The 18343-nt window shown below is 43.6% G+C and carries 16 protein-coding genes and 1 pseudogene; 11 read left to right on the top strand and 6 right to left on the bottom strand.

The genetic code is table 11. The features are described from left to right. Positions 1 to 306: 306 nt before the first annotated feature. The gene (locus GC098_RS20330) at positions 307 to 1236 is read left to right on the top strand and encodes a nucleoside hydrolase (protein WP_171645077.1); all 930 of its coding nucleotides are present in this window, start codon (positions 307 to 309) and stop codon (positions 1234 to 1236) included. Positions 1237 to 1300: 64 nt separating this feature from the next. Here the strand turns inward: GC098_RS20330 and GC098_RS20325 are convergent, their stop codons facing one another. Next, positions 1301 to 2497 carry an MFS transporter gene (locus GC098_RS20325; protein WP_171645076.1) on the bottom strand — a complete coding sequence of 399 codons (1197 nt, stop codon included), beginning with the start codon at positions 2495 to 2497 and terminating at the stop codon, positions 1301 to 1303. Positions 2498 to 2628: 131 nt separating this feature from the next. After that, entirely contained in the window at positions 2629 to 2910 is a 282-nt protein-coding gene (locus GC098_RS20320) for an ArsR/SmtB family transcription factor (protein ID WP_171645075.1), read from the bottom strand. Between the two features lie 675 nt (positions 2911 to 3585). On the opposite strand from GC098_RS20320, the gene GC098_RS20315 reads away from it, so the two are divergent. From GC098_RS20315 to GC098_RS20300, 4 genes are all read left to right on the top strand, one after another. Beyond that, positions 3586 to 6261 (top strand): YhgE/Pip domain-containing protein, encoded by a 2676-nt coding sequence (locus GC098_RS20315; RefSeq protein ID WP_171645074.1) that lies wholly within the window; start codon positions 3586 to 3588, stop codon positions 6259 to 6261. A 129-nt stretch (positions 6262 to 6390) separates the two neighbouring features. Beyond that, positions 6391 to 6933: a hypothetical protein gene (locus tag GC098_RS20310; protein WP_171645073.1), complete on the top strand. Its 543-nt coding sequence runs from the start codon at positions 6391 to 6393 to the stop codon at positions 6931 to 6933. A gap of 209 nt (positions 6934 to 7142) precedes the next feature. Further along, positions 7143 to 7817, top strand: a complete 675-nt coding sequence (locus tag GC098_RS20305) for a phosphatase PAP2 family protein (RefSeq protein WP_171645072.1) — start codon at positions 7143 to 7145, stop codon at positions 7815 to 7817. Further along, positions 7814 to 8995 carry an MGDG synthase family glycosyltransferase gene (locus GC098_RS20300; protein WP_171645071.1) on the top strand — a complete coding sequence of 394 codons (1182 nt, stop codon included), beginning with the start codon at positions 7814 to 7816 and terminating at the stop codon, positions 8993 to 8995. Before GC098_RS20305 ends, GC098_RS20300 begins: the two co-directional genes overlap by 4 nt. A gap of 241 nt (positions 8996 to 9236) precedes the next feature. Here GC098_RS20300 and GC098_RS20295 read toward each other — a convergent pair whose 3' ends face one another. The 4 genes and pseudogenes from GC098_RS20295 to GC098_RS20280 form a co-directional block, all read right to left on the bottom strand. After that, the gene (locus GC098_RS20295; RefSeq protein ID WP_171645070.1) at positions 9237 to 10145 is read right to left on the bottom strand and encodes an ArsR/SmtB family transcription factor; all 909 of its coding nucleotides are present in this window, start codon (positions 10143 to 10145) and stop codon (positions 9237 to 9239) included. Between the two features lie 665 nt (positions 10146 to 10810). Continuing rightward, positions 10811 to 11017: pseudogene (locus GC098_RS41950) on the bottom strand (hypothetical protein); the annotation flags it as partial. A 160-nt stretch (positions 11018 to 11177) separates the two neighbouring features. Next, positions 11178 to 12191: a LacI family DNA-binding transcriptional regulator gene (locus GC098_RS20285; RefSeq protein ID WP_171645068.1), complete on the bottom strand. Its 1014-nt coding sequence runs from the start codon at positions 12189 to 12191 to the stop codon at positions 11178 to 11180. A gap of 131 nt (positions 12192 to 12322) precedes the next feature. After that, positions 12323 to 12910 carry a P-loop nucleotide/nucleoside kinase family protein gene (locus tag GC098_RS20280; protein ID WP_171645067.1) on the bottom strand — a complete coding sequence of 196 codons (588 nt, stop codon included), beginning with the start codon at positions 12908 to 12910 and terminating at the stop codon, positions 12323 to 12325. 199 nt (positions 12911 to 13109) lie between these two features. Here GC098_RS20280 and GC098_RS20275 point away from each other — a divergent pair, with 199 nt between their 5' ends. The 6 genes from GC098_RS20275 to GC098_RS20245 all read left to right on the top strand — a co-directional run bounded on the left by GC098_RS20275 (position 13110) and on the right by GC098_RS20245 (position 18131). Beyond that, positions 13110 to 14336 (top strand): serine hydrolase domain-containing protein, encoded by a 1227-nt coding sequence (locus GC098_RS20275; RefSeq protein ID WP_171645066.1) that lies wholly within the window; start codon positions 13110 to 13112, stop codon positions 14334 to 14336. 222 nt (positions 14337 to 14558) lie between these two features. Beyond that, the gene (locus tag GC098_RS20270) at positions 14559 to 15035 is read left to right on the top strand and encodes an 8-oxo-dGTP diphosphatase (protein WP_171645082.1); all 477 of its coding nucleotides are present in this window, start codon (positions 14559 to 14561) and stop codon (positions 15033 to 15035) included. A gap of 27 nt (positions 15036 to 15062) precedes the next feature. Then, on the top strand, positions 15063 to 15695 hold the full coding sequence (locus GC098_RS20265; protein ID WP_171645065.1) for a pyridoxamine 5'-phosphate oxidase family protein: 633 nt from the start codon (positions 15063 to 15065) through the stop codon (positions 15693 to 15695). Between the two features lie 43 nt (positions 15696 to 15738). After that, a complete protein-coding gene (locus tag GC098_RS20260; RefSeq protein WP_171645064.1) occupies positions 15739 to 16071 on the top strand; it encodes a DUF3024 domain-containing protein in 333 nt (110 codons plus the stop codon). A 55-nt stretch (positions 16072 to 16126) separates the two neighbouring features. Further along, positions 16127 to 16579 carry a DUF4362 domain-containing protein gene (locus tag GC098_RS20250; protein WP_216625351.1) on the top strand — a complete coding sequence of 151 codons (453 nt, stop codon included), beginning with the start codon at positions 16127 to 16129 and terminating at the stop codon, positions 16577 to 16579. Positions 16580 to 16685: 106 nt separating this feature from the next. Next, positions 16686 to 18131, top strand: coding sequence for a DEAD/DEAH box helicase (locus GC098_RS20245; RefSeq protein ID WP_171645063.1), 1446 nt, complete (start codon positions 16686 to 16688; stop codon positions 18129 to 18131). Positions 18132 to 18343: the final 212 nt, after the last annotated feature.

Raw genomic sequence — 18343 nt, 5'->3', positions numbered from 1 at the left:
GTCTCCTCTCAAATGTAAGCATGTTGTATGTCTGCTTCGTTCTTATGTCTTTATTGTAACTTCTTTGAATTTCTACGAAAACAGACCGTCGACGGTTATGGAAGCTGTACTAAAGTCGGGGAAGGTCCACTACTTAAGGGGAGTTTAGGCATGGTCGATAATCTTTTCATTATAACGACCCTGTATGACCGCTAATTCGGTTATTTTCCATCCCATTCTTTATGCAAGACCTCTTCGCTGTTTATCGCATGTTGCATTAACCGCGTTCATAAACATATAAGGAGTTCTGTATCGAAGGGGGATGCAATGACAACTAACGTATTGTTTTTCTCCGATATGGGGGTCGATGACGCTGTCGCTCTTATGTATGCTAGCTTTACGAAAACAATCAACATTGTCGGAATTGTTTGCAGCTACGGGAATGTTCCAGTCGAGGATGCCGTCCAGAATGCACACTTTCTTCTCAATTTATTGGGACTGAATGATGTGCCGGTTATCAAAGGGGCGGAACGGCCAATGACAGGTGAATCTCCGACTTATATTACCAAAGTCCACGGGACGCATGGGCTCGGTTCGATAGTTCCTCCATTTGCTTCGGAGGGGCAAAATTTTGGAATCGTGAAATCCATCATCGAACGATATGGTGGCGAGCTCATCATTGTCGATACCGGGCGACTGACTTCTCTTGCAATGGCAATTATGCTGTATGGTGAATTGATAAAAAAGGTGAAGGGTTATTATATCATGGGTGGTGCCTTTCTTGTTCCAGGCAACGTTACGCCAGTGGCTGAAGCGAATTTTGCTGGGGACCCAGTCGCAGCTGATCTTGTCATGAGGCGCGGCGGACCCATTGCCCTGTTTCCGTTAAATGTGACCTATAAGGCTATTGTGACGCAAGATATGAGTGATTCAATCAACAGGGTAGGAAAGGTGCCCCTCTTCAAACCAATTTTTGATGTTTATTACGATTTCTATAAGACGTCTATGCCCCAACTTCAAGGTGCCCCGCCGCATGACTTACTTCCAATGATGGCTCTTGTTAATCGACATATGTTCCAGTGGATGAGACGACCGGTTCATATAGTTACCCAAGAAGGAATCGCTAGGGGGCAAAGCATTGCCGATTTTCGACCAAACGCCACCGCCCATCCGAATACAATTAGGATCGCGCTAGATTTGGACTACAGACAGTTTTATTGGAATTTTATGACTAACATGACAGATGAAAAAGGATAATCCATAGCTCCATTAGAGCCGGATTATCCTTTTTTGTCTTTTTCCAATGCCACCTCTAGATTTCTTATGCTCTTTGCAAAGGCTCAACTGAAGATTCAGAGGTAGCCTTGCTTCTTACGCTTGATCTTCTGAAAGATAAGATTGTGATGACCGTAGCAATTCCAACGCCGATCGCTCCGATCCAAGTAACGGACGCCAGAGATATTTGTCCAACTACAACACCACCAACACCGGCGCCAGCAGCCATCGCAAGCTGCATAACCGAGCTGTTCAGACTGAGCATAATACCTGAAGATTCTGGGGCTAGTGTAACTAAATTATATTGCTGTGTAGGCCCTGACGACCAAGCGGCAAAAGACCACAAGATAAGCAATGGAAATACTACGCTGGGTGAGTGTGCGGCCAAAGTTAACAAAATAAGCGTGATTACATGTAACAGCATACCCGACGTTAATGTTCGCTTAACTCCCCAACGATCGGTGCTGTAGCCCCCGAGCTTGGAGCCGATAAGGCTGGCTATACCGAATGCAAACAAGGCAGTACTCAGCGTTTTCTCACCCATACCGGTAATCGTTACAAGATAAGGTGAAATGTACGTATAGGCAATTGAATAACCACCCAGCCAAAAGAAACTAACTGACAAGGCCATAGCTATTTTTGGATTTTTCAAAAGAGCCAATTGTTTACGAAGGGGTATGGCTGCCTCTCCCTGTAAAGATGGAATAGTTAAGGCGATAACGACCATCGCTAGTAGACCGAGTGCGCCGATTCCGCCAAACACCATTTTCCAATCGTATGAAGCAGCAATCATTCTACCCAGCGGGACTCCGACGATCAAGGAGGCAGTGAAGCCCATGATGACAGTTGCGATCGCGCTGGCCTGTCTTCCTTGAGGGGCAATCATAGCTGCGATACTCAATGAGGTAACAACGACGACCCCGGCTCCAAGAGCCATTAAGACTCGAGCACTGACGAACAGTCCGAATCCCGGCATGACAAAGGCCAATCCATTAGCGATGACGAACAAACCAAGCGCATAGAGGAGCAGCTTACGCCGGTTCCAGCCTGAGGTTAAGGCCATGATGATCGGAGTGCCGATCGCGTAGACGAGAGAGAAAACGGTAATCAGTTGGCCTGCAGCCACTAATGAAATATCCATCGAGTTCGATATTTTATCCAATATTCCCGCAATAATGAACTCCGATGTTCCCACTAAAAAACTAAGGAGTGCTAAGATGTAAATTTTCCATGTTTTTGACATTCAGATAACCTCTTTCATATTAATTTTTATATTTCTAGATTTATTGAAATATGGATCAAAAAAATACATTTGCAGCAGATATAAGGGATATTTTTATATTTCTAAATATGTAGAAATATAAAACGAAAAAATTAATCAAGCAAATAAGGTACGAATTTTTTAGCATTTTCCCAATTCACGGTGAAGTATACGAACGTTCCTTTTTTTTTGGAGTCAAGCAGTCCGCAGTCTGTTAATTGTTTCAAATGATGAGACAGTGTGGATAAGGCCACAGATTCCAAGCGGTTTTCAAGTTCCGCGGGGCATAAATTGCTTTCTTTGATCAGGATCTCAAAAATTTTGTAGCGAGTAGGTTCGCCTAACGCTTTATGAACTTTCACCGCTTGCTTGGCTTCCATACTGACACCAACCATTGTAGTTTGCTCCTTTCTGTTGTTTCTATACTTATCGAAATAAGAATAGCATGCCTTTTTGTAAAAGTAAATACCTTTGCAACCAGCTCTGTGTGCTTGTACCGCTGCATACGCTAGTATGGGAAAAAGGCTGAGAAGCCGATTTATGAGCTTAAAGTTGTTGTAGGTAAGCAGCATATGTGCGAAAGCACGGATGCCGAGCTTTCAATTTGTGTTAACTGAAATAGGCTCGAAAACCGAGCCTAAAGTAATCACGTTTCTGATAATAACTCACATCCCCTCCCTCTTTTCTCGATCTAAAATAGCTCTCTCTAACGGGAATTCCGCTTCTTCAAGCCTGCACCTATCAACCTGCTTTCTGACCTCGCTTCTTTGTCCCTCTTTTTACGACTCCATGCCGATCATATTATACTTATCCACAAAGTTATCCACAGTATCAACATGTCCACAGAGCAGGCTGTGTATAATAAATCAGACAATCTATACACATATCCACAGGACAACTTACCCACAGCCATGAAGGTTTCTAACATTGAGGAGAACTCCTTCCGATGAATTCCATAGGGGGGATTTTGGATATTCTTTAGTATGGTCTTCACTAATATGGCAAATAAGTGTATGGTAACATAGGTGCAAGGTAACATTAACCATATCGTCGAAAGTTGTGGAGGTATTATGAAGAAAATTTTGAGTATTTATTTAACGGATCTTAGGAACTTGTGGAAAGTGCCCACAGGTCTTTTTCTTATGATAGCACTAGCTATTTTACCATCCGTGTATGCTTGGATTAATCTAGAGGCGATGTGGGATCCCTATGCCAATACGTCTGGTATCAAAATTGCGGTAACAAGCAAAGACCAGGGGGCAGTTGTCGAGGATAAAGCCATTAATATCGGTAATGAAGTTGTGGATAATTTGAAAAATAATCATTCCCTGGGTTGGACGTTTGTGAACGAGCAAGAGGCTCTGGACGGTGTTGAAAAAGGGGATTATTACGCAAGTTTGATTATTCCGGATGATTTTTCGCGAAAAATAACAAGTATTGTGGATGGATCGATGGAAAAGCCGGAGATTTTATACACGGTAAATGAGAAAATTAATGCGGTCGCTCCTAAAATAACAAGTAAGGGTGCTTCTAGTGTGACTGCGCAAATCAGCGAAAATTTTATTAAAACGGTGAGCACGTCTATTTTGACGCGAATGAAAGCGTTGGGTATCGATTTGGAGAAAGAGCTTCCGACGATTCGGAATATGGAGTCAAGAATCTTTGAGTTGGAAAAGCGCTTGCCGGAGATTACGGCTATGGGTGATAAAGCGCTTGAGATCGAGCAGAAGCTGCCCGAAATCAAGGAAAAGGGGCAGAAAATCGTCGAGCTCGAGAAACGGATTCCCGAAATGGATCGGGCCGGTGATACGATTCTAAAGATTGAAGAGCGTTGGCCAAAGATTGAATCAGCTGCGCAAGAGGTATTGGTCATTCAGGAAAAACTGCCGGAGATCCAGCGGGCCGCTGATCGTATCGCAGAACTGGATCAGAACTTCGGCAAGGTCGAAGAGGCTCTAAACACAGCGATTGATAAATCTCGCAAGGCGGATGAAATTGTTACCGCGGCGTTAAACGCTCTGCCTAAAATAGAGACCATTGCTGCGCAAGGTGGTGCGTTTGCAAGCCAATTGGCCAACTTTTTACAAAATAATGATGCGGCGTTCCAAGCGCTTATCCCTGTCGTTAAGCAGAATTTGATATTGCTTCAGCAGACAGCGGATGCGGTAACGCAGCTTACTGGCTTGCTCCAGGATGCTAATCTTGACCCGCAGAAAGCTTTGGCTGCAATAGGGCTGTTCACGGATCGCCTTACTACAGGCGTAGCGGTCATTGACCGAACAGTCGACCTGCTTACGCGTTTGAACACTTACTTACCGAATGGCCCGCTTGCCGACTCCATAGACCGTTTGAACAGTGTCAAAACCAAGTTCAATAACCAACTTCAAACGTTAAGTAAGATCCAATCGGCCATTCAGCGCGGGGAGAAGCCTGCGAAAGACCTTGTGGATAATTTGAACACATTGTCCAAAGAGGCGAGCAGCGCATTAGGCAATATCTTGTCGCGCTATGACTCGGAAATTGTTCCTAACATCACCAAAGCACTGGATCAGATGAAATCAATCGCCCAAAACTCAGCTACTGTACTGCAGACACTACAATCTCAACTGCCGAACATCAAAGAGATCTTAGTGGATGCGCAGAGCGGCATTCATTTCGCGCAAGCTCAGCTCGATATGCTGCAAAAGGATCTGCCGAATATCCGCGCGAAGGTACATGAAGCGTCAACGACCCTTCAGACCAAAATGAACGAGTTCACCAACGCGATCAATGAAGCCGCGCCGTTCGTTCGTAATGATCTACCCAAAGTCGAGCAAAAACTGCATGAGGCAGCAGACTTTGTGCGTAATGATTTGCCAGCGGCTGAGGATGAAATCCGTAAATTATCCGATCTGTACCAGACGAAATTTCCGGAGGTCGAGAGTGCCGTTCATTTAGCAGCTAACCTTGTGCGCAATGATCTGCCAGAATTTGAGGCGGCTGTCCGCAAGGCTGCGGATCAAATCCGTAAGGTGGAAGGCGGGGGTAGTATCGAAGAAATTCTCCGACTGCTGCAAAATGATATTCAGAAGCAAAGCGATTTCCTCGCGAATCCTGTGCTGATTAAAGAGGATAGGCGTTTCCCTATTCCGAACTATGGGTCGGCGATGTCGCCTTTTTATACAACGCTATCCCTGTGGGTAGGCGCTATGCTGCTTGTTTCGATGATGAGAGTGGATGTGGATAACCCAGACGGCTTGCTGAAGCCGCACCATATCTACTTTGGACGTATGCTCATCTTCCTGACGGTTGGATGTCTCCAAGCCATAATCGTCACGCTCGGCGATATGTACCTCCTGGGCACATATGTTGTGGATAAGTTCTGGTTCATAATTTTTGCGATTCTCATCAGCAAAGTGTTCATAACCATCACATACACATTGGTCTCTGTGTTCGGGAACATAGGCAAAGGCATTGCGATCATCTTCCTTGTGCTTCAGTTTTCCAGCTCCGGCGGCACGTTCCCGGTTAGTACGGCATCGCCATTTTTTCAAAAGCTTAACCCGCTCGTGCCGTTCACTTATGCGGTAGGTATCATGCGCGAGGCGGTTGGTGGTATGCTGCTCTCCGTGGTACTTAGAGATGCGTTCTTCCTCTGTTTATTCATTGCGATTTGCTACGTTATTGCTCTAGCACTAAAAAAGCCGCTCAGCGGCTATACCCAGAAAGTTGCGGAGAAGGCGAAGCAGACGAAGCTGATTTCTTGAAGGAAGTTATACAGCTTGTACTAGGCATAGGCTTGATGCCGATCCTAGTCTGTTCGTAAAACAGGTTTTTACATAATTTTGCAACAATTACCAGTCAAATCCGTCTTATTTAAAAAAGGCGGTGTTGGCTTGAATAAACTAATCATATGGATAGCTCTTCTTGTGTTTCTATTTCCCGTAAATACCTATGCGCTATCCTGTGCGCAAATGCCATCGATGGAGCAGGCTTATGAACAATATGATGGAGTCATTATTGGACTTGTTGAGGGCGTTGTTCGCAAAAAGGAGAGTAATCAAATTCAATTAACTGTCGTAAAAAGTTTTAAAGGTATTGAGGAACATACAATTAATGTGGATGAGGACATCACATGGGGATCACTTAACGGGCCAAGTGAGAAAGGAGTGCACTATCTCCTTTTTCTAAAAAAGAAAGGGAACGAATGGGTAAACCCGCTTTGCTCACCTTCCAAAAAGCTTGCCGATGCCTCCAAAGAGCTCGACTACTTGAAAGACAAAGAGGTCCCGTTGAAAGAGGCTAAAGATACAACGGAATCTTTCATAGGAGACAATATGTCTAATCGTTGGATTGCTATCGCCGTCTTTGTTGGCTTGACCGGGGCTATTTTATATAAAATTCTACGTTATAAGAAGCGATCTAACAGAAATAAATAAGCATTTACTTACTTCCATAGCCTTTTAGACTTGTGCCTTAGTCACAGGTCTTTTCTGTGTATTTTTCCTTTTTGCAAAAAATAGAACTTAGACTTTGGTCTAGGTTTTTTCGCGACCTTTGGCTAACGAAAGACAGTACCTTAGTGCGTTAAGAAGTTATTGGATCTCTTTTATAATGAAGATAACGTAAAGGAGAGCGAGGAATTGATGTGAAAAAAACTTCGTGGTGGTCGTATATAATGGCTTGCAGCGGCTTGCTATTGATCCCCCTAGTGGGTCTCATCTACATTCATCTGAATCAGGCGGACGGGGTGGCTTACAGCTTAGTTACGGATTTGGATCGGCAAATTCCATTTATGAAGAGCTTCGTTATACCTTACCTGTCTTGGTATGGATTTCTGTTGGTTGGGTTCTTATATTTGGCTTATAAGGATCGCAGCATGTACTATAAAACACTTTTTCAGTTCATAATGGGTCTGCTCCTGTGTTATGGGGTATATGCTATATATCAGACGACTGTTCCTCGGCCGGAGCTAACCGGAAGCGATTGGCTGCTGCGGATGGTACAGTGGGTGTATCGCTCAGATCAACCGTTTAACTGTTTTCCAAGTACACATGTATTAACTTCGTATTTAATGATGAAAGCCTATTTAAGATCAACAACTATATTTTGGTCCTATAAAATAGCCGTTACAAGCATGTCATTGCTCATTATTGTATCGACGTTGCTGGTAAAACAGCATGTTCTTCTGGATATCGTGGGTGCTGTATTGGTTTCTGAGGGTGTTGTGTACGTCGTGGAACGTTTTAGAATTGGTTTGCTGAAAGAATCGGTGGCTGTGAATACGCAGCAGCGAAAGTTCGAAGGGGGACTTAGAAGATGAAACGTAGGGACAAACTATTAATCCTGACAGGCAGCCTAGGGGACGGGCATAATAAAGCAGCGCAAGCGATTCTGGAAGCTGCACGGTTTTATAAACCAGATGTGGACGTGAAGGTGGTTGATTTCCTGGAGTGGACGCATCCTTACCTGCATTCGGTGGGCAAATACTGCTATATGCAATGGGTGAAAAGTCTGCCTTCGGTTTACGGGTATTTATACCGCAAGACGCGAGAGGATAATACATTGTCCCATATGTTCAAAAAGATGAAATCGTTCAGCACCGATAGGATGCTGGAACTGCTGCAAGAAGAGGAACCGACGGAAGTGGTATGCACTTTTCCAGGAGCGGCCGCGGCGATGTCATACTTAAAATGTAACGGATTGACCACGGTGCCTACGGTGACAGTGATGACCGATTATACGGATCACAGCTACTGGGTTCATCCCGGTACGGATCGTTATCTCGTTGGTGCGGAGCATGTGAAGCAATCGCTTCTACGTTACCGGATTCCGGAGCAGCGTATTATAGTGACGGGTATTCCGATTCGAATGCCTTTCACGCAAACGTATGATCGGAACGAGCTTCGTGATAAGCATGGTTTGCATCGTGACATGCCTACTGTACTGGTGATGGGCGGCGGACATGGCTTGATCGGCAAACAGTTTAAGTCTGTGCTGCAATCAGACGATTTGGCGGTGCCGGTGCAGTTTGTATTCGTATGCGGGCGCAACGAGAAGCTGAAGCAGCAGCTAGAGGAGGAGCTGGGTGGCGAGAAAACGCGTCATCGCGTGATGGTCACAGGATTCGTGGATCATGTCCACGAGCTGATGGCTTTATCCGATCTGATCGTGACGAAGCCGGGAGGGCTTACCGTATCCGAGGCACTCGCACTCGAGCTACCGATGATGCTGTACAAGCCGATACCTGGTCAAGAGCAGGATAATGCGGCATTTCTTGTTGGCCTTGGAGCGGCGATTGAAGTGAAGAATGCGGTGGAGCTGAAAAGGCAATTGCTTGAGGTTATCGCCAACCAGTCTTTGCTGGTAAGACTTAAGAAGAATGCCAAGCTTAGTCAGCAGAACCAAGATGCTCTTCACACGCTGAATGCGATATTGGATACTCACCATCATTTCATACCTGCACTAGATGGCCTGCAGCTAGCCTATGCAAATGTGTAATACTTTGAGCCATCTACAACGTATGTAAAGTTAGCTTTGTTTTGGGAGCCCCTTTGTCCCTCTTTTTCCCCTTGAAAAAGCACCGTATTTTGGCTAAAATTGTACAGGTGCTTTTTTTCTGTCAAGTTTGGTGTCAATGTGGGGATTTCCAGATTATTCATATTTTAAATCTGCAAATCGGGGATTTACTTGACATTTTGTTGTCGTCAACGGACCTAGAGGGCTCGTTAACTATACGATCCTATTTATCCTCATGCATCGTCACCACAATGTCTTGCTCATAATTTCCAAACTGCTTGCCGAACAACGTAATACCGCCGCAGTTTGTGGAGTCTTCTAAGGAAGCAATTCGAAAATGTATGTCTTTTGCGAAAGAAATATCTAAGTCTTGGATGGTGATGTCGGAAATCTTCGTTCCGTCCAAGAAAGAGCCTTGCGGATTGACGGTGATGATTTTCAAAAGACCGTGCTGAGTGAAACCATTTCCCCACCAATCCGGGGATAGCACGCCCCTTTGCTTTCCAAAATCACCAGGACTCGTCCATTGACCAAGGGGAGTTTCGTTGATAAAGAAGGAAATATCGGATGGCCAATTCTCGTTAAACCCGGGTGCCTCGGAACAGATTTCAAAAGATATCTCCATGGAGCGAAGCTTCTGATTGCTGTGAAAGAAGTTAGGGATTCTATATTCGACATAGCCGCTCCCGAACCAGAGGATGCCGGCATGCACATGTTGGGGATCCGCGAAATATCTGGGGTCATCAATGACGCCAATAATTTGCGTAGGCGAAGCAAGGCCGCACGTAGGCCTCACTTCGAAGGATGAATATTGGCCAACCGGAATTGAAATCGTATTCGTCGGATGTTCATACGGTTTCTTTGCTTTGAACTGAAGCATCGCTTGCTCGAGCTGCAAGTAACATACTTTCTGTGTCCCGCGAACACCTGTCATACTTTCGGACGTAACAATTCCGGCTTGTTCTAGCTTCTGTATATGCTTAGTCACAATAGCGGATGAAATCTCCAGCCGCTGTGATAATTGCTTGATATTCAAAGGTTCTTCACCCAGCAGCTCAATGATTTTCACTCGGGTCTCCGAGGAGAAACATTCTAGGAAGAACATATTTTTGGTCGAAACCTCAATTTGCATAGTGGGACCTCATTCTTATGTTTTTATTCATTGTATAATTTGTAGGTTAATTAAACAACGTTAAAATGGTGTTTAAACAGCGAGTTTAGCTCAACTTGCACCGTATTGTTGTATTTTGTGCATCTTAGCAGGGCGCAGCGGCGTTTTGCTCAACTCCGATTCTCAACTAATATCTCCCACTCGCCGGAATGATGTATTTTGTGCAACAATATGGCGGTTTCTTTGGACAAATTGGCTTTTTGTTGTACCGCGTACAACATTTAGGTGGGAATCGCTCGGAAATAGGCGATTTGAGCTCAAATTGTTGTACGAAATACAATAGTAGTAGGCTACAGTGGCGTGAGGAAGGTGTATTGTTGCACAAAATACAACTTAGACTATCGTGAACTAGGGGATTTCAATTGGCGGGTGCCCATCTGGTGGTGGACACCCGACTGAGAGACCGAATAGTGGAAGTGAAAAACACTTGGAGAGTCTATACATCATTGCTTAAGTAATAATGCATCACACCCATGTCACTAAATCAAATGCTGCCACGCACCTTCCTTAAGCTCATAGTAACAGGTATATTTACCGCGAGTTATTGAGCGCAGGATGCCCTTTTCGACTAAACAATACAACCATTTACGTGCTGTCCGAAAATTTACATCACTATGCAGGATGATATCCTTGTATTGCGATTTGCGATTCCAGTCGTAGATCTCATATTCCGGATGCAGGTTGTCGAAGTTACCGAATAGCGGCCACCATACCTGTTGGAGCAGCAGCTTTTCTGCATAGTTGTGCCCCCTGAGTAAACGTCCCTTTCTTTCACCAGTTCTGCGTGCATGATGGTTTTCTATGAACGACTGATGTGCTTGTTCAAATGGCATTTGGCAAACGCCTCCTTATAATAGAATAAAAAAACGCCCTTGCGCCACAGGGCTCAAGGACGTTCTTCGTCTAACAGATATTATAACATTTCCAGTGGATAAGTGAAAAGACTCTTACAGAGAGTGTAAGCATTGACTAACAGGGTATCTTTTTAATTTTCTAACCTAACGCTTTACAAGAATCACGCTCAATGAGTTCTCCATAGATGGAAATCTTCGCAGGACTTCCGCCGAAGTCGATTTTGCGAATGAGAAAATCTACGGCTTCATAGCCGAGTTGTTCGCGCTGCACTTGGATCGTCGTTAAGCGAGGAGCGATCATTTGAGCCGCTTCAATGTCGCCGAATCCAACAACAGAGATATCCTCCGGTACCTTGTAGCCTTTGGAAATAAGGATTTGAATGAAGGAAATCGCAACGCGATCATCCGCACAAAACCAGGCTGTCGGCATGGAAGTCATCGCATCGAGAAGATCTGCTAACTGGGCGGGGGTGGAATTTAACGCCTCCAGTGGTGAGGGATTGACGATATTGTGATTCATATCGACTGTCAACCCTGCATCAGACATAGCATTTTGGTACCCGGACCAGCGTTCCCTGAAGCTCTTCGTCCTACTAATCGCACCGATGAAACCAATTTGCCGATGACCTTTGTCAATGAGATGAGTGACGATTTTGTAAGCCTCTTCGGCATTCGCGGTCACCACAGCGTCAAGCTGTAAGCTATCGTAATAATGATCGACCGTGACGAGAGGAATTCCTAAATCCACAAGCTTTCGAACATAGTTAAGATGAAGGACGCCAACGAGTAATATGCCGTCAAATACAATTTCATGATAAAGCTCCGGCAGGATGAGTTGATCCTCCATCTCTTGTGTAACACCGCAGATAATGGCGTTGTAGCCATTTTCTTTGGCTCTTTTTTCTATGGACCAGAACACTTCGTAGTAGAAGATTTTATCATTCCGAATGTTTTCAGGGATTAAGACGAGCAGGTTGCCGCGTTTCTTTTTTGTTTTTGTATCTGTCCGGTAGTTCAACTGATTAGCTGCTTCGAAAATACGAAAGCGCAATTCTTCGCTGACGCCAGCTTTATTATTGAGGGCCAGGGAGACGGCATTCTTGGAAATGCCCAATTTATCGGCGATGTCTTGCATGGAAGTTTTTGAGTTCATTTTATGTTTTGCCCCTTGAGAAGTATGTAGATCCTTTTTGTATTCTATAATTACAGAAGTCAATTTGTAAGGTGAAATCAATTCAAATTTTACTTTACAAACAGATATTGTCAATGTTGTTATTTATATCGTTAGCTTCTGTAAATGAATTGCTCAAGTACATCTAGCTTTACAGATGAAAGTGGTCCTGAATTATCGAAATAGAGAATCGAAGAGGGATCAATTAGCCATTTGATTTCCCTACGAACGAGCGACTGGCTAAAATGCTTCCAGTTGTCCAGTTTCCAAACATCCAAAGCGGAGCCTCTAGTCCGTATTCGTTCTTGGTAGGCATTCTCGCTTGGTAAATAGACAAAAACAGCCCTAACGCAAACATCGTTAATCGTAGCACCGACGTTTGAAAGTTCCTTTTCCAGCCAAATCGGATCTGCTAGTTCTTTGGTGAAAGGTCCGACTACAATAGCATCCAAGCCTAGTTCGAGATTCTCAAGTGCTGCGTCCATCGTTATGCGGTATCCTAAATCGCGACAGTATGTCTTGTATGTGGGGGAATCCCGGTCGTTCGGGTCTTGTCCGGCAATGGTCATGATCGCTTCTGCCGCGGGTCGGAGCAGCGTATCCATATCCAGAAAAGCACCGCCGTGCTTGCGTGCCCATGCTTTAGCAAGTGTCGTTTTTCCTGCACCGGCAGGACCTAAGAAAAATATGAGTTTTCGCATGCCTAACCTCCGAATATAGCTTCCTTTTAAGGGGATTTGTACGATTATTGTAACATATGGGGCTCAAATCACAGGAAATTCAGCAAACGTTCAGCTAATATTAAGGTTCTATTAAGGTTTAAGCCATAATTAGTTCACACTTATAAAGTAAAATACTTAGCACAGGGGGCTAAAAACCATACTGGAAGGAAAGATAGAGATGAAAAACAAAAATAAACCACTTGTCGGAAGTGGAAATAAAACAGCGGCCCTTTCTTTGTCAGCGTCTGGAACCCAAAATAATCAAGTGCCTATTCTGAACAAATCGTTTCCTCAAATATCCAGCAATTCTGATAGTATTTCTGAAATAAGGGCTAATGATTGGCCTACCCAAGGTTGGAAAACATCTACGCCAGAGGCGCAAGGGATGAACTCAGCTGCACTAGCCAAGATGCTCGAAGTTTTTCGCGACCAGCAGGTACATAGTGTAGCGGTTATTCGTAACGGACATTTGGTTGCTGAAGCTTATAATGAGAACAGCCAAGCTGATTTACCGCAAGATGTGAAGTCCGTGACCAAAAGCGTGACGTCCGCATTAGTCGGTATTGCCTTATCTGAGCGTAAGCTAATAAGTCTGGATCAGAGGCTTGCTTCGTTTTTTCCTGAGCTGGAAAGTGATCCTCTGAAGTCAAAGATCATGTTAAAGCATTTGCTTAACATGACCTCGGGGCTAGCGTGGAACAATGAAAACGAACAATCCTCAACTGAAATGATGTACTCATCGGACTGGGTGCAAAATGTTCTGGAACGTCCGGCTAAGAACCAGCCTGGTGCAATGTTTAATTACAGCAATGGTGATGCACATCTTCTGTCTGCTGTACTGCAAAAGGTAACAGGTGAGTCCATGTTTGACTATGCCAAATCCCGCTTATTCGAGCCGCTCGGTATAACAGACGTCAACTGGAATCATGATCCTGGGGGCTGCACGATTGGGGCTTGGGCTCTGGCATTAACGTTAAGAGACATGGCCAAAATTGGCTATCTGTATCTGAAGGAAGGCCAGTGGGAAGACAAGGCCATTATTCCGAAGTCATGGATCCGGGAGTCGGTGACTAAGCGCGTATTCCTCAATTACAGTAATGGTACACAAGGTGGTTACGGCTATTATTGGTGGTCCAAGCCTTTGACTCAGGGGCTAGTCAGAGGAAGCAAAAAGCAGCATGAAGTGTTCTATGCATCTGGTTCAGGCGGAAGACGCATATTTGTCGTCCCTGATCTGCAAGTAGTCGTTGCTGCTACAGCACACTCTGCGGATGTGGACATGCCGGAAAATTTGCTGAACCATGTGGTTCAAGCTATTAGATCAGATAAGCCGATTCAAGAGAATTCGGATGCTTTTGCTGGGTTGGGTCAGGCTATTGAGGCTTTTAAGATGGGATTAGAGTAGGCTTAAAAAGATTAAAGAAATAATGAAGGAGCTGCCGTGGCAGCTCCTTTTGTTTTTGTAAATTAAGTGAGTAGTAGTTCGTAAAAGTGCAGGGATTTAATGGGCTTAATTGAATTAATGATTAAGGGAGTAAAGGATTTTTTTATAAGGGGACAACCCTAACCTAGAGAATAACTGGAGTTGATCATTTTGTCTGTAAATGTAACACACAAAATATATACAATGTGTATGGTACAGGACGGAACTAAAGTGCTATTAATGAATAGACCGGATAAACTTGGCTTCCCAGGATACATAGCACCGGGAGGGAAGGTTGATTTTCCTGAGAGTATAGTTAATGGGGCCATTCGGGAAGTACGAGAAGAAACTGGATTGATTATTAAAGACATTATTTATAAAGGTCTGGATGAATTTTGCGAACCTGAAAAAGGACTAAGATATATGGTATTTAATTATTTGGCCACATCATTTGAGGGAGATATACTCGAAAATCCACCTGAAGGAGAGCTATTGTGGGTAGAAATTGAAGAAGCATTAAAGTTACCTATGCAGGATTGGTTTAAGCGAAGATTTCCTTTGTTTTTTGAACAGGGAACTTTCGAGATGAGTTTCGTTTGGAATGAGAAAAGCAATGAAACATTAGAAAAGACGATTAAGAACTATGGTGTGGGCCAATTCAATCATATTAATGAGCAATAATAATCACAAAAGAACTGAGGTCAATATATGAAGGTTCCATTTAAAGAAATTTTAACATCTGAAGATGAAATTAGGGAACTTATAGGCTCTCCGAGTGAACTTGTAAAGCAAAAAGTTATTGACAGTTTAGATAAACATTGTCAGGATTTAATAGGATTATCACCATTATTATTTTTATCTACTTCAGATGAGGCCGGTTATTGTGATGTTTCACCAAGAGGAGATGCTCCCGGTTCGGTTCTTGTTCTTAATGAAAGATATTTAGTTATTCCAGAAAGACCTGGGAACCGCAGGATTGATTCACTTAGAAATATATTATCGAATCCTCATGTTGGAATCATATTTATTATTCCCGGGCTGGAAGAAACATTAAGAATCAATGGACGAGCATTTGTGATTAAAGATGAAGGAATTCTAAAGCGAATGAAAGCCAAGGAAAGATACCCTTTATTAGGAATTGGAGTAGAGGTTGAAGAATGCTTCATTCATTGTGCTAAAGCATTTAAACGTTCTGGTATTTGGGATAGTAAGTCTTGGGCAGCAGAGGATTCTTTACCATCAATTCCAAGAATATTATCAGAACATGTGAAATCAACTCAATATACCATTGAAGTAATCACTAAGGGATTACAAGAGAGCTATGAGAAGAGACTGTATTGATATATATTTTGAAGATAATCTTGAATGATATGAGGTGAAATTTATGCTGGACGAATTCACAAAGAAACGATTAGAAAACATTTTGCAGGAATATATTGAGAAGAAGATACCCAAACATTTAAACAACCAGATTCGGATGGTGTATAAATTTAGAGGGAATAATGTGACACTCATCGAGGAAAGAGAACCCTATATTGGCACGGAATGGACGCAATATGATATTGCGCAGTTCAGATTAGAATCAAATGCATGGAAGGTCTATTGGAGAGACAGTAGGGATAAGTGGCACTGGGTTGATCATATTGACCCCGATAGTAATTTTGAAAAACAATTACAATTAGTTGATCAGGACAATACGGGAGTATTTTGGGGATAAAGATTGCGAGAGTTTGAAGACCTTCGATAGGGCATTTATAGAACCGAGGTAACCCATGAGGAGAATAATTTGTCTTGTTCTTTCTGTATTCTTACTATCAGGCTGTAATACATACACTCTTCAAGACGCAAAGAATAATGGAGATATTATTGTAGGTCATCTAGGGCCAATGAACTTTGAAAAGATTGATTCTTTTATTACTGATTTTGAAAAACAGAAAGCATCTAAACTCAGAATTACTAGTTACTCAGTGGAAGGGGATCCAGTATTAAGTGATCTCATTTATGATGGGAAGCAAATTAACTATATATTTGATAACTCAAGAGATAAACACGGTGGAAAACAAAAAGGGAAAAGTAAAACCTCGTGCAATAAAATTGAGAAGAGAAGTGTAACGAGAGAGGGCAGTACAAAAGGATTAGAATATATTTTAACGGATTGCAAGGAGATTATTGGTTTCCATTCTGCTGATAAAGATGAAATTTACTTAATGTTTAAAGCGCAGTAATTTTCTTGGTCTGTTTCCCTTCAAGCCCTCTTTTAAGGGCTTTTTTTGTTCCCGAGGCAAGATGTAGTAATATAGGAAGAACAGCAAGAAGAAGGGGAGTTTATTCGTGGGTATAAGAAGTTTTACGGATTATAATTTGAGTGAAGATATCGTACGGGCGCTTCAAAGTTTAGGATACGAGCAGCCGACAGATGTGCAGAACGAAGTGATTCCAATCGCGCTGCAGGAGAAGGATCTCACGGTTAAGTCACGTACGGGAAGCGGGAAGACGGCGGCATTCGGTATACCGATTTGTGAATTGGTGGAGTGGGAAGAGAACAGACCGCAGGCGCTGATTTTGACACCGACGAGAGAGCTGGCCGACCAAGTGAAGCAGGATATCACGAACATCGGAAGATTCAAGCGGATTAAAGCGGTGGCGCTGTATGGGAAGCAGCCTTTTGCCAAGCAGAAGATTGAGCTGCACCAGAAGTGCCATGTTGTTGTTGGGACACCGGGCCGCGTGCTGGATCATATTCAAAAAGGGACGCTGGACCTGGAGCGGCTGAAGTATCTCGTCATCGATGAAGCGGATGAGATGCTGCGGATGGGCTTCATTGAGCAGGTGGGAGCGATTATTGATGAGCTGCCGACGGATCGCATGACGATGTTATTTTCGGCGACACTCCCGAATGACGTGGAACAATTATGCCATCGATATATGCATAACCCTATCGATATTGAAATTCAAACGCCGGAGGCGTCCAAGGTTCAGATTGAGCATTCCATCATAACGGTTCGAGAAAACGATAAGTTTAACGTGCTTAAGGATGTCTTCGTGGTGGAGAATCCCGATAATTGCATCATTTTCTGCCGGACGCAAGAGCATGTCGACTACTTATATAGACAGTTGGAGCAGCTTGACTATCCGTGCGACAAAATCCACGGGGGCATGATGCAGGACGATCGATTCCTAGTCATGAATGCTTTCAAAAGAGGGGAATTCCGGTTCTTAATTGCTACGGATGTCGCGGCGCGAGGGATTGATGTGGAGGATATCACGCATGTCATTAACTACGATCTTCCGCTTGAAAAAGAAAGCTATGTCCACCGAATCGGAAGAACTGGACGTGCAGGGAAAACGGGCAAGGCGATTACGTTTGTAACGCCAAATGAGGACAAGTTTCTATCTGATATTGAAGGCTATCTGGGGTTCGAAATACCGAGAAAAGACGCTCCCACGGCGGATGAGGTTGATCTTGGACAACCCGCTTTTGATCAGAAAATGCAGGCCACACCGGTCATTAAGAGGGATAAAAGTGACCAACTGAACAAGGGCATTATGAAGCTTTATTTTAACGGTGGGAAAAAGAAAAAGATTCGGGCTGTAGACTTTGTAGGAACCCTGGCCAAAATTGAAGGTGTGACGGCTGATGACATTGGAATCATTACGATTCAGGACAATGTTTCGTATGTGGATATTTTGAATGGTAAGGGCCCGTTGGTGCTCAAAATCATGAAGAATACGACGATTAAAGGTAAGCTGCTCAAGGTGCATGAAGCGAATAAGTAAGATCAAGGATCCGGTTAGCCTCTGAGGCTTATCGGATTTTTTTAGTTTGATGAAGAAGTGGGAGCAATTAAGAAGTCAGTCTGTCTTTTCTCGGTTTATAAGAGCGAAAGTTGTACAGCGTACAACAATTTCGGTGGTTTCTACTCACCCAAGCTGAAGATGTTGTATGTTGTACATCAATTTTGCCGCATTTCCTTCAAAAGAGCTGCTTT

It is taken from the genome of Paenibacillus phytorum (assembly GCF_013141715.1).
GTDB lineage: Bacteria > Bacillota > Bacilli > Paenibacillales > NBRC-103111 > Paenibacillus_E > Paenibacillus_E phytorum.
This window is presented reverse-complemented; position numbering and strand designations above follow the sequence as displayed.